The organism is Lachnoclostridium edouardi (assembly GCF_900240245.1).
In the GTDB taxonomy this organism is placed as follows: domain Bacteria; phylum Bacillota; class Clostridia; order Lachnospirales; family Lachnospiraceae; genus Lachnoclostridium_A; species Lachnoclostridium_A edouardi.
In genome coordinates, this window is record NZ_OESQ01000001.1 from 3,252,254 (window position 1) to 3,266,997 (window position 14,744).

Below are 14,744 nucleotides of genomic sequence, written 5' to 3' on the forward strand. Positions count from 1 at the left end.
AGAGAGGGTGTTGCAGCATTTTTGTTTACAGGTTTAGGCATTGCGCGGCGCCCTCTTTCAGTCTGTGGAAAAACGGATGGGATACAAAGGAGAAGAAAAAATTATGGACGGCGATTATTCGGGGTGGAGAATAGGAGCAGTGTTTTGCGCTCTTTTGCTGGAGGCAGCCTTATACGGCTTTGGCTCGGCAATTCAGAATGTAGACGAGGAGGCCTTAGAGGAGGAAGCAGAAAAGGGAAGCAGAAAAGAAAAGGATTTGCTTTCCATAGTGAACAGACCAGGCAGGTTTGTCCATACAATACAGACATATACTGCAATTCTTTATGTTGCAACAGGGGCTTACATATTTGGAGGGCTGATTTTTGGCTCCCTGCCTTCCTGGAAAGTTCTTCTAAGAGGGGCGGCGGCTATTATACTTTTTGTCAGTCTGGGAACTGTTATTCCAAAAAGATGGGCGGCAGAGCACCCGGAGGGGTGGAGCAGGGCCCTTTTGCCTGTGGTTAAGGCGGTGGAAACAGTACTGTTTCCCTTTACCAGCGCCGCTATGGGCATTTCCTGGGTATTTTTAAAGGTGTTGGGAATAGATAAACCTGCAGACCAGGACAATGTAACAGAAAAAGAAATTATGTCTATGGTAAATGAAGGACATGAGCAAGGTGTTTTAGAGGCCAGCGAGGCGGAAATGATCACCAATATTTTCCAGCTGGATGATAAAAAGGCAGAGGAAATTATGACCCACAGGACAAATGTGGTGGCCCTGGACGGCAAAATGACCTTGGGCCAGGCGGCGCATTTTATTCTGGAGGAGGGAAATAACTCCCGTTTTCCTGTATACAGAGAGGATATAGACGATATTATAGGAATTCTCCACATGCGGGACGCTATGGTGTACAGAGAGAAACAGGTGTATGAGGAAACAGCCATAGAAGATATTGAAGGACTTTTAAGGCTGGCTCATTTTATACCTGAAAGCAGAAACGTCAGCGATTTATTTCAGGAGATGCAGGCGGAAAAAATTCATATGGAAATTGTGGTGGACGAATACGGACAAACCTCCGGCATCATTACTATGGAGGACATTTTAGAGGAGATTGTAGGCAATATTCTGGACGAGTATGACGAGGAAGAGGAGTACATCCGGGAAAATGGGGACGGCACATTCATAATCAAAGGCATGGCCCCCTTAGATCAGGTGGAAGCCGCCTTAAAGACAACCCTTTCAGAGGAGGGGGAGGAAGAGTATGATACAGTAAACGGCTTTTTAATTTCTCTGCTGGGGAGAATACCAGGGGAGGATGAAAGGCCTTGTGCAGAATACGGCGGATATTCCTTCAGAATTTTGAAAATGGAAAATAAAATGGTCAGTCTGGTGAAGGCTGTAAAAACAGAAAAATGAAAAGGTGACTTATGAGTAAAATTGCAGCAGATACAAGGGCCATGCTGGGGGACAGACGCTTTTTAAAGAAAACAGTAATGATTGCTATACCGGTGGCCATACAGGGACTTTTAAATACAGTAGTAAATTTAGTGGACAACTTGATGATTGGAAGTCTGGGCTCTACAGCTATCGCCGCCGTAGGTTTGGCAAATAAAGTATTTTTCGTGTTTTCCCTGCTGGTATTTGGAATAGTCAGCGGTTCCGGAATTTTGGCCGCTCAGTATTTTGGCAATAAGGACATTAAAAATATTAGAAAGGTATTAGGGCTGGCCCTTACCTTAGCCGTTATTTCAGCCCTAGCCTTTCTGATTCCTGCCAGAGTCTGTCCTCAGCATGTGATGCGCATTTTCACAGCCAGTGAGTCCAGCATTGCAGTGGGAAGCTCTTATTTACTGGTGGCATGTTTAACATATCCGTTTATTGCCGTGACAAATACATATGTGGCCATGCTGAGGGCGGTAAATCAGGTAAAAGCCCCTGTTGTCATCAGCTGCGTGGCCATTGCCACAAATATTATTTTTAACTACATATTGATTTTCGGAAAGTTGGGGGCTCCGGCTTTAGGCGTTCAGGGAGCGGCTCTTGCAACATTAATAGCCAGAATGCTGGAATGCTTTTTGATTATATGCGTAGTGTATGTGGGAAAATCTCCCTTAGCCTGCCGGTTAAAGGATATGTTTGGATATTCCGGACAATTTTTAAAGCTGTTTTTCATTACAGCCTCCCCTGTAATTGCCAATGAATTTGTGTGGGGCCTGGGAACAACTATTTATTCTATGGCTTATGGCAGAATGGGGGACGACGCGGTGGCGGCCATTACCATCGCCACCACCATACAGGATCTGGTGACAGTGCTGTTCCAGGGCCTTAGCGCGGCTACTGCAGTAATTCTGGGCAATGAAATGGGGGCTGGAAAGCTGAAGCGGGCGGAAAAATATGCCGTTTATTTTTTCATTCTCCAATTTATAGTTACAGGCATAGGAGCAGTATTCTGTATTCTCCTCAGGTGGAACATTATTGGACTGTACGGGGACAATATACCGATTCACGTAGCTGAAAATGTAAGCAGATGCTTAATTGTATTTGCCTGCTACATGCCGTTTAAGATGTTTAATTATGTAAATATTGTAGGAGTGTTAAGAAGCGGCGGGGATACCAGAATGTGCCTGTTTATAGATATTTCCGGAGTGTGGCTTATTGGAATCCCAATGGCATTTTTAGGGGGATTATTCTTAAAGCAGCCAATTTATATTGTGTATGCAATGGTCTTGTCAGAGGAAATATATAAGCTGATTATCGGCTACTGGCGGTACAGGCAGAAAAAATGGCTGAGAAACCTGGCGGTAGGGTAGAAACTCCTACTTGTCACAGAGAAAATTTGATGATAGAATACATAAGATGTATTTTGCCAGGCAGCTTTGCCTGGAAGGTATTTGCAGGATGAAACAGAAGAAATAGAAAAAGGAGAGTTATTTATGTCAGGACATTCAAAGTTTGCTAATATCAAGCATAAAAAAGAAAAAAATGATGCGGCAAAGGGAAAAATCTTTACTGTAATCGGAAGAGAGATCGCTGTGGCTGTAAAGGAAGGCGGAGCAGATCCAGCTAACAACAGCAAGCTTAGGGATGTAATTGCTAAGGCGAAGGCCAACAACATGCCAAACGATACCATTGACCGTGGAATTAAAAAAGCTGCAGGGGACGCCAACTCTGTAAATTACGAGGTAATTACATACGAAGGATATGGACCAAACGGGGTGGCAATTATTGTAGACGCCCTTACTGACAATAAAAACCGTACGGCGGCAAATGTAAGAAGCGCTTTCACAAAAGGCGGCGGAAATGTAGGCACGCCAGGCTGCGTTTCTTATATGTTTGATAAAAAAGGACAGATTATTATTGCCAAGGAAGACTGCGACATGGACCCGGACGAGTTGATGATGATGGCTTTAGACGCAGGAGCCGAGGACTTTTCAGAAGAAGAGGACAGCTACGAGGTGCTTACAGATCCAGACGAGTTCAGCGCAGTGAGAGAAGCTTTAGAGGCTGCAGGTATCCCAATGGCAGAGGCAGACGTAACAATGATTCCTCAGACATGGGTGGAGCTGACAAGTGAAGAGGATTTAAAGAAGATCAACAGAATCTTGGATCTGTTAGATATGGACGACGACGTTCAGGCGGTTTATCACAACTGGGACGAGTAAAACCAATGGTAAAGAAGAAAACTCTTTTCTGTCTGCCGAGGGCAGGGGAAAGGGTTTTTCTTTTAAATGAAAAGCTTTCGGTGGGTGTGGGCCAGGGCGCAGACTTTTTATTTCACTCGTTCCTCGTTCCATAAAAAGGACGGGAACCCCAAACTTCGCTATGGCGAACTTTGGGTAGCAAATAGTTCACGAGGTATTTCACGAGTGTTACTATTTTTTATTGTTATGAGCACTTAGTGCCTGTATTCTAGGCACTTACGTGGGATACATGAAAAATAGTTCACGAGGTATTTCACGAGTGTTACTATTTTTTATAAAGAAAAAATAGATTGACGAAATAAAACAAGTGGAAGATTGGGTCAGGATATGATACCATAAATGTATGTGGGTATAATACTTAAAGAAAAATCAGCCCCCCAGGTTCAGGAAAGGAGAAGATTGAAATGAAAAAGGAACAGATAATTGCCAGAATGAAGGAAGAGGGCATTGTAGCAGTAGTGAGAGCAGAAAGCAAAGAGCAGGGTGAGAAGATTATTGACGCCGTAGCTGCAGGAGGAATTCATTTCATTGAAATTACTATGACTGTGCCTGGAGCTGTGGATATTATTAAAGCTATGGTGGAAAAATATAAAGAAACCCCTGATATTGTAATCGGAGCAGGTACGGTGCTGGATGCTGAGACAGCCAGACTTGTAATTTTAGCAGGGGCTTCCTACGTAGTAAGCCCTGGGCTTAATCTGGATATGATTAAGCTGTGCAACCGCTACAGAGTGCCTGTGTTCCCCGGGGTTATGACTCCTACAGAGGCGATTTTGGCAATGGAGGCAGGCTGCGATATTATTAAAATTTTCCCTGGCAATGTAGTAGGCCCCGGAGCTATCAGCTCCTTTAAAGGCCCTCTGCCACAGGGAGAATTTATGCCTACAGGGGGAGTCGACGTAGATAATGTAGAAAAATGGATTAAAGCAGGAGCGTGCGCAGTAGGCACAGGAGGCAGCCTGACTAAGGGAGCTAAAACAGGAGATTACCAAGCTGTGACAAATAAGGCTGTGGAGTTTGTAAAAGCAGTAAAGGATGCCAGAGGACAGTAAAGACTGAAGGGCCAAAGGCGCCGGGCGAAGGCCTAAAGGGCCTTCACAGCAGGCAGAGGAGTGTCTCAAATAATGGAGATCTTTTAAAGATAGCCGTTGTTTGGCGGCACTCCTTCCATTTGCCTGATGATGAAAAGTATAAATAGAGAAAGCGAGAAACGAAAATGGCAAAAATTATAACTATGGGAGAAATTATGTTAAGGCTTTCCACGCCTTCCCATCAGCGTTTCATACAGGCAGATCAGCTGGATGTAAATTATGGAGGGGGAGAGGCCAATGTGGCCGTGTCTCTCACAGGCTTTGGACATGAGACAGAGTTTATTACAGCAGTGCCTGACAACCCAATTGGTCAGTGCGCCGTAGCGGCATTAAGAAAGTACGGGGTAGGCACAAAATATATTGCAAGGTCAGGGGACAGGCTGGGCATTTACTTTTTAGAAAGCGGCACCTCTATGCGGCCTTCAAACGTAGTGTATGACAGGAAGGATTCTGCTATAGCTCTGGCAGAGCCTGGGCTGTTTGATTTTGAGAAAATTTTCCAGGATGCAGACTGGTTCCATTTTACAGGCATCACCCCTGCCATAGGGCCTAAGGCAGCTGCCCTTGCAGAGGAGGCCCTGAAAGCCGCCAAGAAACAGGGCCTCACTGTTTCCGTAGACTTAAATTACAGGAAAAAGCTGTGGAGCCAGGAGGAGGCTAAAAAAGTAATGACAGGCCTGATGAAATATGTGGATGTCTGTATTGGAAATGAGGAGGACGCCCAAAAGGTGCTGGGATTTGAGCCTGGCCACAGCGATGTAAATACAGGTCATTTAGAGCTGGAGGGATACCATCATATGTTTTCACAGATGGTGGAAGAGTTTGGATTTCAGTATGTAGTCAGCACTCTTAGAGAAAGCCATTCAGCTTCCCACAACGGCTGGTCCGCATGTATTATGGACGGAAAAACAAAAGAATTTTACCGTTCCTCCAAATATACTATTCATCCCATTGTAGACAGAGTAGGGGCCGGGGATGCCTTTGCAGCCGGACTGATCTGCGGTCTGGCAGACGGGAAGAATATGAAAGACGCTTTAGAATTTGCGGCGGCAGCTTCTGCTTTAAAGCATACGATTCCCGGGGATTTTAACCTGGTTACAAGACAGGAGGCTGAACGCCTGGCTCACGGAGAACGGTCCGGCCGGGTGGACAGATAAGAGAAAGAAGGATATTGTACCATGAGAAAAGATGAGTTTATACAGGGAATGCGCCATGGAATTCCTATTTGTCTGGGATATTTTTCCGTATCAGCAGCATTTGGAATGATGGCAGTGCTGTCAGGGATTCCTCTGTGGGTAGTAGTAATGATTTCCCTGACAAATTTAACAAGCGCCGGTCAGTTTGCAGGCGTAAACCTGATTTTGGCCGGAGGGACATATGTGGAGCTGATTGTCAGTATGCTGGTAATTAATATTCGGTATTTTCTCATGTCCTTGTCCCTGTCTCAGAAAGTAGAAGAAAATATGTCCTACCCTAAGCGATTTGGAATTTCCTTTGGAATTACGGATGAGATTTTCGCAGTGGCAGTTCAAAGACCAAAGGCAGTGACGGCTTCCTACATGGCCGGCCTTATTTTACTGCCAGTGGCAGGCTGGACGGGAGGCACCTTTGTAGGCGGGGCTGTAACCAGCCTGCTGCCTGAAAGCGTTTCCTCCGCCCTGGGAATCGCCTTATACGGCATGTTTATTGCCATAGTGATTCCAGCCGCCAGAAAATCTAAATCTGTATTTTTTGCAGCAGCATTGGCGGTAGTCTGCAGCGTAATGTTTACATACCTGCCTTTTCCTGAAATACTTTCAGGAGGCTGGAGCATTATTATAATTACAATAGCAGTAAGCGGAATTGCAGCATTATTATTTCCCGTAACATCCAAGGAGGAAGAGGAATGAATTTAAAATATATTCTCATATGCGTAGCCATTATGGCGGGAACTACATATGTGATCCGTATGCTTCCCATGGTAATATTTAAAAAGAAAATAAAAAATGTGTTTGTAAAATCATTTTTATATTATGTGCCCTATGTAGTCCTTTCTGCAATGACCTTTCCGGCTATTTTTTCCGCTACAGGCTCCAGGTTATCCTCAGCAGGCGGCTGCGCGGCGGCAGTGATTTTGGCCTACTGCAACAGAGGCCTTTTAACAGTGGCTGTGGGAGCTTCATTTGCAGCCTGGGCAATACAGGCAGTTGGCTTTTAGAAACAGGAGGCAAGACATATGGAAAGGAAAAAGCTGCTTTTCAAGCTGTTTTGGTCTACATTAACTTTAAGTGCATTTACATTTGGAGGCGGATATGTAATAGTTACCTTAATGAAACAAAAGTTTGTAGATGAGCTGCACTGGATAGATGAAAAAGAGATGCTGGATTTTGTGGCTATCGCCCAATCGGCTCCAGGGCCCATTGCTGTAAACGGGGCCATTGCAGTGGGAATAAAGCTGGCCGGATTTCCAGGGCTTTTGGTCGCGGTTTTAGGCACCGTTCTGCCGCCCTTTGTGATTCTGTCAGTGATTTCCCTGTGCTATGAAGCCTTTCGCACAAATGAACTGGTAGCTTTGCTGTTAAAAGGAATGGAGGCGGGAGTGGCGGCTGTAATCGCCTCTGTGACAGTAGATATGGGAGCGGCAGTGGCAAAGGAAAAAAGCTGGTTTTCAGATTTAATTATGGCCGCCGCCTTTATAGCTGCCTGCTTTTTCAGTGTAAATTCAGCGGTGATTATTGTAGTGTGCGGGTTTATAGGCGTCCTGCGCCTGGCCGCAGGAAAATGGAGGCCAGAAAGATGAACATATATCTGCAGCTGTTTCTCAGCTTTTTTCAAATCGGATTATTTAGCTTTGGGGGAGGATATGCAGCACTGCCCTTTATTCAGCAGCAGGTTGTAGAGGGAAATGGGTGGCTGCTGCCTGCAGAGTTTAATAATCTGATTACAATATCCCAGATGACCCCAGGTCCTATTGCAATTAACGCGGCTACCTTTGTGGGGCTGAAAGTGGCCGGTCCCATAGGCGCTGTAAACGCCACCTTAGGCTGTGTGTTTCCTTCCTGTATTTTAGTATCTTTCATTGCCTGGCTGTATGTAAAATATAAAAATCTGACAATGCTTCAAAGTATTCTTTCTTGTCTAAGACCTGCTGTAGTGGCCATGGTGGCTTCAGCGGGAATCTTAATTATAAAATCAGCTTTTTTCGGAGAAGGCGCTTCTATTTCCATAGAACATATACAAATATTCCAGGTGGTTTTATTTTTGACTGCTTTTATTTTGCTGCGGTGGAAAAAATGGAGCCCGATTTTAGTTATGCTTCTCTGCGGCATAGGAGAGGCGGCCGTGCCTTATGGCTGCAGATTATTAGGTCTATGATTTTACGGGAAAAAACATAAATATCCTGGCCGTTTCATCATATAATATGGGTAAATAGCAGGAAACGAGATGGCTTATGGAAATTTATACAGTGGAGACAGGAGATAATATAGATGAGATCGCAGCCAGGTTCCAGGTAAATGTGTCTGATTTGATTTATGATAATCAGCTGGTATATCCCTACCGCCTGGCGGTGGGACAGGCGCTTGTAATAAGATTAAACAGGAACAGAGAAAGAAAAGAAATAATATCATCAGGTTATGCATACCCTTTTATCAGCCCGTGGGTATTAAGGGAAACCTTGCCTTATTTGTCAGAAATCTCAGTTTTTTCCTACGGATTTACTCAGCAGGGGGAATTAGTGCCGCCTTTTGCAGATGATGAGTGGATGATTGAGGAGGCAAGGGCCCATCAGGCGCTTCCCATATTAACCTTAACCTCTCTGGGGGAGGACGGACATTTTAATAATATGCTGATTTCCAGCCTGGTGAACAATGAAAAATTGCAGGAACAGCTGATATGGCATCTGGGAAGCGTAATGGTGAAAAAAGGATACGCAGGGATTAATGTAGACTTTGAGTATATTCTGGCTGAGGAAAAAGATAAATTTACTGGATTTGTGAGAAAGCTGACTGAGGTAATGAACGTGTTTGGGTACAAGGTGTCAGTGGCCCTTCCGCCTAAAACCTCCAGGGACCAGCAGGGACTTTTATACCAGGGGGTAGATTATAAGGCCTTAGGAGGGGCTGCAAATGAAGTCTTTATTATGGCGTATGAATGGGGATATACATACGGAGCGCCTATGGCCGTGGCGCCTGCTTATATGGTGCGCCGTGTTTTAGAATATGCGCTTACTGAAATTCCACCGGAAAAAATAATTTTGGGAATGCCCAATTATGGCTATGATTGGCCTCTGCCTTATGAAAGAGGAACTACAAAAGCCAGAATTATGGGAAATATAGAAGCAGTGCAGCTGGCTATCCAGTACGGCGTGCCTATACAGTTTGATTCTCAAGCGCTGTCCCCCTACTTTCAGTACTGGCAGTACGGGATTTTGCATGAGGTGTGGTTTGAGGACGCCAGGTCTGTGCAGGCCAAAATGGACCTTGTACAGGAGTATGGATTAAAAGGGGCCGGTTACTGGCAGCTGATGCAGCTGTTTCGGGCCAGCTGGCTGATTATGGAAGATGAATTTATTGTGAAAAAACCCCTTTTTTCATAAAATACATATAAAGCTTTACAGGCAAGGTTCATTTTTTTGCGGAAAAAATGAACCTTTTTTCTGCCATAAGACTCTTATATACAGGTGCACCTAATAGGAAAGGAGATTTGCCATGGACGACACAGAAATAAAAATAATCAGACAGATGCAGCAGGGAGATGAACAGGCATTTTCCTGGCTGTACCACAAATATCAGGGAAAAGTGTTTCGGATGGCTTATCTGCTTTCCGGAAACAAAACTGACAGTGAAGATATTCTGCAGGAAACCTTTGTCAAATGTTATATCTACAGAAAAAAATTAAGGGAGGCAGAGCGGTTTGAAAGCTGGCTGATTCAAACTATGACCAGAACTGCCTGGCGCTATTTGAAAAAACAGAGAAAAGAACAGCCGGCAGAGGAAATCTGGGAGACAAAAGAAAATCAGCCGTCTGAAATAGAAATTTTAAACCAGGTTCTTACCCAGGAGGAAAATAAACTGCTTTATGAAGCAGTGGCCCGGCTGGAGGTAAAACAGAGAACAGTAGTTGTGCTTTATTATTTTAATCAGATGACTGCAAAGGAAATCAGCAAGGCCATAGGATGTATGGAAGGAACTGTAAAATCCAGACTTTACGCTGCCAGAAGAAATTTAAGGCTGCTGTTAGAGGGACAGGAAAAGGAGGATTTCTATGAGAGAAGAACAGTTTGACAAGGCAGTAAGAGAAGCGCTGTTAAGAAAAGCAGGGGAAGCAGTGATGACCCGTGAGGAAGAGGAAAAGGCTTTATGTGAAATTAAAGATAAAGCCGGCATAGGAAAGGAAAAAATTATGAAATTAAGCAGCAGAAAGAAAATAGCAGTACTGGCAGCGGCAATGTGTATGTTTGCAGCATTTGGAGTATTAGGAGCGGGAAAGATCGTAGGCTTAGGCTCCAGCCACAGAAACGACAAGCCTACCTACACCGCCTACAGCCAGGTAGCTTCCTCGGAAAAGGAATTAGGATTTATGCCGTATTCAGTGGAAAAATTCTCAAACGGCTATAAATTTCAAAAAGGATTTTTATTAGATGTAAACGGATTTGATGAAAACGGAACTGTAATACAAACGGAAAAGGAGCTGTCTTTAGAGTACGAAAAAGACGGTTCCAGAATTTCAGCCTCCATTGGAAAGCCTATGACTGAGGAGGAAAATACCGGGCTGGTAAAAACAGAAAACTATAAAGGACTGGATATTAATTATTATGAAAACCAATATATATTTGTAGAGGGAGAGTATGAACCTACAGAGGAGGAGCTGAAGCTTCAGGAGGAAGGAAAATTAATTATCAGCTACGGAATTCCAGAGGGAAAACAGGAGAAAACAATGCAGTTTGTTGCCTGGGACGACGGAGGAATCCATTATAGCCTGCTGTCCTATGAGGATTCTTCTGTAGGCGGAGATCAGATGATTCAAATGGCAAAGGAAATGATCGATGCCAGATAAAAGGCTGCATAGCCAAAAAAGCTTGAAAAACATAAGAGAATGTGATAAATTATACTAATGTTTAAGGTGCTGCACTTATAAGGCGGCACCTTATTTATGCGGCTGAACCAGCCATATTGAAACAGGACAGGAGACAGGATATGAGTATTTTCACATTATTTGTTTTGGCCGTAGGGCTTTCTATGGACGCCTTTGCCGTATCTATCTGCAAAGGTTTGGCTATGAAAACAGTGAGCTTAAAAAGAATGGCTGTGGTAGGCTTGTGGTTTGGCGGCTTTCAGGCCATGATGCCCTTAGCCGGATACTTTTTGGGAAGCCAGTTTAAAAACCAGATTTCTGCTATTGATCACTGGATTGCATTTGTGCTTTTAGGGATTATTGGCATTAATATGATCAGGGAAGCCCTGGGGGCGGAAGAGGAATGTGAAAATGGGCCGGATGCCTCCCTGGCAGTGAGAGATATGTTTCTGCTGGCTGTGGCCACCAGCATCGACGCTTTGGCGGTGGGAGTTACATTTGCCTTTTTGGATGTGAAAATCGGCCCGGCAGTGGCATTTATAGGAGTTGTCACATGTATTTTGTCAGGAGCAGGAGTAAAAACAGGCAATGTTTTCGGCGCCCGCTATGAGTCTAAGGCAGAGCTGGCCGGAGGCATAATACTAGTCTGTCTGGGAGTGAAAATTCTCCTGGAGCATATAGGAATATTTTAAAATATACATATGAATAGAAAAAGGAAGGCTTCTGCTTACACGTAATAAAGTAATAAACAGAAGTCTTCCTTTTTAGTTTCCGCATTCTATACTGATTTCATTAAACATATCTAAAATATCGTCGATTTGAACAGCGGCTTTTTCCGGTCCTTTTTTATCTATAATTGCCTGGCCCTGATGCATCATCAGAAGCCGGTTTCCATACTCTACTGCGTATCTTAAATTGTGAGTAACCATAATGGTTGTCAGATTTTTTTCTTTTACTATTTTGTCAGTAAGCTCCATAATAGTTTCAGCTGTTTTAGGATCTAGGGCGGCTGTGTGCTCATCTAAAATTAAAAATTCAATAGGCGTCATAGTGGACATGAGAAGAGCCATAGCCTGACGCTGTCCTCCTGACAAAACGCCTACCTTTACGTGGAGTTTATCCTCCAGTCCTAATCCTAAGGATCTAAGCTGATCTCTGTAAAACTCGATTCTCTGTTTGTTAGTGCCTGGCAGCAAATTAAAAGGCTTTCCCTTATTATCTGCCAGGGACATATTTTCCAAAATAGTCATGTCAGGGCAGGTGCCCATAGCAGGGTTCTGATAAACGCGTCCTATTTTTCTCTGCCTTTTATATTCAGGCATTTTTGTAATATCTGTATTGTTCATTACAAGACGGCCGCCGTCTAAGGGAATGCTGCCGCAGATAATATTTAAAAGAGAGGTTTTTCCGGAACCGTTGCTGCCTACTACAGATACAAACTCGTGATCTCCAATGGTAAGAGAAAAATCGTGAAATAAACACATTTCATTTACAGTTCCTGCATTATAAAACTTTTCAATATGATTGATTTCAAGCATGGTTTTTCACCTTCCTTTTGCTGGTATTGCTGATGACAAGAATCACCAGGAAGAGAATGGCAGTAATCAGCTTCAGATCAAATGCCTCCAGCCCTAAAGAAATAGCAATAGAAATACATGCCTTATAAAGGATGGAGCCAATAATCACTGCTGTGGTAGCTTTTATAAAGGTCATATGGGAAAACAGCTGTGTTCCCATAATTACGCTGGCCAATCCAATTACCATAGTGCCTGTGCCCATGGAAATTTCAAATCCGGATTTGTGCTGGCAGTAAATACATCCCGCCAATGCGGCAAAGCCGTTGGCAATGGCCAGACCTACGATTTTCACCATGCCCTTATCCTTAGCCAAGGATGTTACAATCACATCATTGTCGCCTACAGCTCTTAACAAAAAGCCGGACCGTGTTTTTAAATAAAGATCTAAAAGAATTTTGCAGACCAGAATAATTGCAAATAAAATAATTACAATCATATATGGGCTGATAGACTGAGGCAGAGAGGCCAGCCATTGATTTTCAAAAATAGTATCCTTACTGAAAATAGGAAGATTGGCCCGTCCGCTGGCAATTCTTAAATTAACAGAATAGAGGCCGGTCATAACGATAATTCCGGAAAGAAGATCCCGAACCTTTAATTTTACATGGATAAAGCCTGTGACGCAGCCTGCCGCCGCCCCTGCCAAAAATGATAAAAATAAAGTGGCAAAAGGTGGAACGTCGGCTAAAATCAGGGTGGCCGTCAAAGCGGCCCCCAAAGGAAAAGTGCTGTCCACTGACAAATCCGGAAAATCCAGAATTTTATAAGTAATATATACGCCCAGAGCCATAATGGCATAAACCAGGCCTTCCTCTAAAATACCTAGAAGTATCTGCATGATACGCCTCCAAATAATTATATTTTATTCAGCTTAATTAGCCGCTTCAATGGAGCTGAACATTTCTTTTGCAGATGATACTAAATCATCAGGAAGACTAATTCCCAGGTCCTCGGCTACCTGTGAATTGCCGTAGAAGGCTGCTTCTGTAATTGTCTCATAATTCATTTCGCTGGCTTTAGCTTCACCCTTCAGCACCTTTGCAGCCATTTTTCCGGTCTGATTTCCAAGGGCTACATAATCCAGTCCCATAGCTGCCAGACAGCCGATTTTTACCTGCTCGATTTCACTTCCAAATACAGGAATATTCTTTTTATTTGCCTTGTTAAGAATAGAAGGAAGGGAAGAAACTACAGTATTATCTGTCAGGTTGCTGAGACAATCTACCTTCTCTAAAAGTCTGTCAGTTGCCAGAGGAATATCTGAGGTGGCAGACACGCCGCCTTCTACAATTTCAAAGCCATATTCAGGAGCTAAAGTTTTATATTCTTCAATTGTTGAAAGAGAATTTACCTCGCTGGTGGTGTAAAGAATTCCAATAGATTTTGCTTCTGGAAGAATGGCTCTGATCATTTCCAGCTGCTGTTTTACAGGCAGCTTATCGCTTGTTCCTGTAACCTCGCCTACTGGAGTTCCGTCTGCATTTGCCAGTTCAGCGGCAACCGGATCAGTGATGGCTGTATAAATAACAGGAATATTATTTTTTCTGCCTACATTATATTCATTCTGAGCAATAGGAGTGGCGATTCCGCACATTAAATCCACATCCTGCGCCGCGAAATTGCTTGCAATCTGGGCCGCAATGCTGGGATCTGCCTGGGAATTTTCATATATAACAGTTAAGTTCTGGCCTTCAATCAGTCCTTCCTCTGCAAGACCCTGTAAAAAGCCCTCCCTGCAGTTGTCTAAGGAGCCGTGTACTGCAAACTGTCCGATGCCAATTGTGTAGGAGCCGGAAGCTGCTTCCTGAGACTGATCCTCAGATGAAGAATCGCCCTCTGAAGAACCCTGTGTATCAGAAGCCTGTGTCTGAGAAGAAACTTCTGAGCTTTCAGAAGAAGCCTGTTTTCCTCCGCAGCCTGCCAAAATAGATGCTGCCATAGCTGTTACTAATAATGCTGTCATTGCTTTTTTCATAATTAAAATCCTCCTTGATTAGAAATTCTGTGGTATAAGAACTTACTTTGAAAGAAGAGACAAAAAAACGCCTCAGGAAAAGATCGACGATCCTTTCTTGAGACGAATAATAATCCGCGGTGCCACTCAAATTGACTGTAAGTCCACTTTATCATATACCAACATATATGCCGCGCAGATAACGGTGGCGGTTTCCGTCAGTCCCTACTTACTGAAAACAGGTTCAGGACAGCCCTCAAAAGTCCATTCAGCCTTCGATTCCACACCGCATTTCCACCTGCAGCGGCTCTCTGTCATGTTATCTGAAAGCTTACTTCTCTTTCTCAACGGTTTTTCTTATTTATGCCCATTATGTTAATACAGAAA

Annotated in this window: 16 protein-coding genes and 1 other annotated feature; of the genes, 13 read left to right on the plus strand and 3 right to left on the minus strand. The window is 43.7% G+C overall.

Translation table 11 applies throughout. The annotated features are described in order from the left end of the window. Positions 1-76 precede the first annotated feature (76 nt). The 13 genes from C1A07_RS15680 (at position 77) to C1A07_RS15740 (ending at position 11,518) form a co-directional block, all read left to right on the plus strand. Positions 77-1,396, plus strand: a complete 1,320-nt coding sequence (locus tag C1A07_RS15680; RefSeq protein WP_242972338.1) for a hemolysin family protein — start codon at positions 77-79, stop codon at positions 1,394-1,396. An 11-nt stretch (positions 1,397-1,407) separates the two neighbouring features. Then, positions 1,408-2,790: an MATE family efflux transporter gene (locus C1A07_RS15685; RefSeq protein ID WP_242972339.1), complete on the plus strand. Its 1,383-nt coding sequence runs from the start codon at positions 1,408-1,410 to the stop codon at positions 2,788-2,790. A 123-nt stretch (positions 2,791-2,913) separates the two neighbouring features. Then, positions 2,914-3,642: a YebC/PmpR family DNA-binding transcriptional regulator gene (locus tag C1A07_RS15690; RefSeq protein ID WP_101878177.1), complete on the plus strand. Its 729-nt coding sequence runs from the start codon at positions 2,914-2,916 to the stop codon at positions 3,640-3,642. Between the two features lie 443 nt (positions 3,643-4,085). Next, positions 4,086-4,733 (plus strand): bifunctional 2-keto-4-hydroxyglutarate aldolase/2-keto-3-deoxy-6-phosphogluconate aldolase, encoded by a 648-nt coding sequence (locus C1A07_RS15695; protein WP_101877934.1) that lies wholly within the window; start codon positions 4,086-4,088, stop codon positions 4,731-4,733. 164 nt (positions 4,734-4,897) lie between these two features. Then, positions 4,898-5,929, plus strand: coding sequence for a sugar kinase (locus tag C1A07_RS15700; RefSeq protein ID WP_101877935.1), 1,032 nt, complete (start codon positions 4,898-4,900; stop codon positions 5,927-5,929). A gap of 21 nt (positions 5,930-5,950) precedes the next feature. After that, positions 5,951-6,661 (plus strand): AzlC family ABC transporter permease, encoded by a 711-nt coding sequence (locus C1A07_RS15705; RefSeq protein ID WP_101877936.1) that lies wholly within the window; start codon positions 5,951-5,953, stop codon positions 6,659-6,661. Next, positions 6,658-6,969 carry an AzlD domain-containing protein gene (locus C1A07_RS15710; protein ID WP_101877937.1) on the plus strand — a complete coding sequence of 104 codons (312 nt, stop codon included), beginning with the start codon at positions 6,658-6,660 and terminating at the stop codon, positions 6,967-6,969. Before C1A07_RS15705 ends, C1A07_RS15710 begins: the two co-directional genes overlap by 4 nt. 18 nt (positions 6,970-6,987) lie before the next feature. After that, positions 6,988-7,551, plus strand: coding sequence for a chromate transporter (locus C1A07_RS15715; protein ID WP_101877938.1), 564 nt, complete (start codon positions 6,988-6,990; stop codon positions 7,549-7,551). Further along, positions 7,548-8,126, plus strand: coding sequence for a chromate transporter (locus tag C1A07_RS15720; RefSeq protein WP_101877939.1), 579 nt, complete (start codon positions 7,548-7,550; stop codon positions 8,124-8,126). Before C1A07_RS15715 ends, C1A07_RS15720 begins: the two co-directional genes overlap by 4 nt. 76 nt (positions 8,127-8,202) lie before the next feature. Further along, a complete protein-coding gene (locus tag C1A07_RS15725) occupies positions 8,203-9,348 on the plus strand; it encodes a glycosyl hydrolase family 18 protein (protein WP_101877940.1) in 1,146 nt (381 codons plus the stop codon). A 112-nt stretch (positions 9,349-9,460) separates the two neighbouring features. After that, on the plus strand, positions 9,461-10,036 hold the full coding sequence (locus C1A07_RS15730) for an RNA polymerase sigma factor (protein WP_101877941.1): 576 nt from the start codon (positions 9,461-9,463) through the stop codon (positions 10,034-10,036). Next, on the plus strand, positions 10,017-10,808 hold the full coding sequence (locus tag C1A07_RS15735) for a hypothetical protein (protein WP_101877942.1): 792 nt from the start codon (positions 10,017-10,019) through the stop codon (positions 10,806-10,808). Before C1A07_RS15730 ends, C1A07_RS15735 begins: the two co-directional genes overlap by 20 nt. Positions 10,809-10,948: 140 nt before the next feature. Further along, on the plus strand, positions 10,949-11,518 hold the full coding sequence (locus C1A07_RS15740) for a manganese efflux pump MntP (RefSeq protein WP_101877943.1): 570 nt from the start codon (positions 10,949-10,951) through the stop codon (positions 11,516-11,518). A gap of 72 nt (positions 11,519-11,590) precedes the next feature. Here C1A07_RS15740 and C1A07_RS15745 read toward each other — a convergent pair whose 3' ends face one another. From C1A07_RS15745 to C1A07_RS15755, 3 genes are read right to left on the minus strand one after another with little or no spacing between them, the layout of a single operon-like run. Then, the gene (locus tag C1A07_RS15745; protein WP_101877944.1) at positions 11,591-12,364 is read right to left on the minus strand and encodes an ABC transporter ATP-binding protein; all 774 of its coding nucleotides are present in this window, start codon (positions 12,362-12,364) and stop codon (positions 11,591-11,593) included. Next, positions 12,357-13,244: an ABC transporter permease gene (locus C1A07_RS15750; protein ID WP_180952304.1), complete on the minus strand. Its 888-nt coding sequence runs from the start codon at positions 13,242-13,244 to the stop codon at positions 12,357-12,359. The genes C1A07_RS15745 and C1A07_RS15750 overlap by 8 nt, the downstream gene beginning before the upstream one ends. Positions 13,245-13,274: 30 nt before the next feature. Next, on the minus strand, positions 13,275-14,378 hold the full coding sequence (locus C1A07_RS15755) for an ABC transporter substrate-binding protein (RefSeq protein WP_101877946.1): 1,104 nt from the start codon (positions 14,376-14,378) through the stop codon (positions 13,275-13,277). Positions 14,379-14,473: 95 nt separating this feature from the next. Next, positions 14,474-14,714: a binding site (T-box leader), on the minus strand. Positions 14,715-14,744 lie beyond the last annotated feature (30 nt).

What these genes read in the sequence shown, in the direction of transcription:
- C1A07_RS15690 (WP_101878177.1), top strand. Translation starts at nt 2,914, where the DNA reads ATGTCAGGACATTCAAAGTTTGCTAATATCAAGCATAAAAAAGAAAAA.
- C1A07_RS15705 (WP_101877936.1), top strand. Translation starts at nt 5,951, where the DNA reads ATGAGAAAAGATGAGTTTATACAGGGAATGCGCCATGGAATTCCTATT.
- C1A07_RS15735 (WP_101877942.1), top strand. Translation starts at nt 10,017, where the DNA reads ATGAGAGAAGAACAGTTTGACAAGGCAGTAAGAGAAGCGCTGTTAAGA.
- C1A07_RS15685 (WP_242972339.1), top strand. Translation starts at nt 1,408, where the DNA reads ATGAGTAAAATTGCAGCAGATACAAGGGCCATGCTGGGGGACAGACGC.
- C1A07_RS15725 (WP_101877940.1), top strand. Translation starts at nt 8,203, where the DNA reads ATGGAAATTTATACAGTGGAGACAGGAGATAATATAGATGAGATCGCA.
- C1A07_RS15745 (WP_101877944.1), bottom strand. Translation starts at nt 12,364, where the DNA reads ATGCTTGAAATCAATCATATTGAAAAGTTTTATAATGCAGGAACTGTA.
- C1A07_RS15755 (WP_101877946.1), bottom strand. Translation starts at nt 14,378, where the DNA reads ATGAAAAAAGCAATGACAGCATTATTAGTAACAGCTATGGCAGCATCT.
- C1A07_RS15715 (WP_101877938.1), top strand. Translation starts at nt 6,988, where the DNA reads ATGGAAAGGAAAAAGCTGCTTTTCAAGCTGTTTTGGTCTACATTAACT.
- C1A07_RS15720 (WP_101877939.1), top strand. Translation starts at nt 7,548, where the DNA reads ATGAACATATATCTGCAGCTGTTTCTCAGCTTTTTTCAAATCGGATTA.
- C1A07_RS15710 (WP_101877937.1), top strand. Translation starts at nt 6,658, where the DNA reads ATGAATTTAAAATATATTCTCATATGCGTAGCCATTATGGCGGGAACT.
- C1A07_RS15700 (WP_101877935.1), top strand. Translation starts at nt 4,898, where the DNA reads ATGGCAAAAATTATAACTATGGGAGAAATTATGTTAAGGCTTTCCACG.
- C1A07_RS15740 (WP_101877943.1), top strand. Translation starts at nt 10,949, where the DNA reads ATGAGTATTTTCACATTATTTGTTTTGGCCGTAGGGCTTTCTATGGAC.
- C1A07_RS15680 (WP_242972338.1), top strand. Translation starts at nt 77, where the DNA reads ATGGGATACAAAGGAGAAGAAAAAATTATGGACGGCGATTATTCGGGG.
- C1A07_RS15730 (WP_101877941.1), top strand. Translation starts at nt 9,461, where the DNA reads ATGGACGACACAGAAATAAAAATAATCAGACAGATGCAGCAGGGAGAT.
- C1A07_RS15695 (WP_101877934.1), top strand. Translation starts at nt 4,086, where the DNA reads ATGAAAAAGGAACAGATAATTGCCAGAATGAAGGAAGAGGGCATTGTA.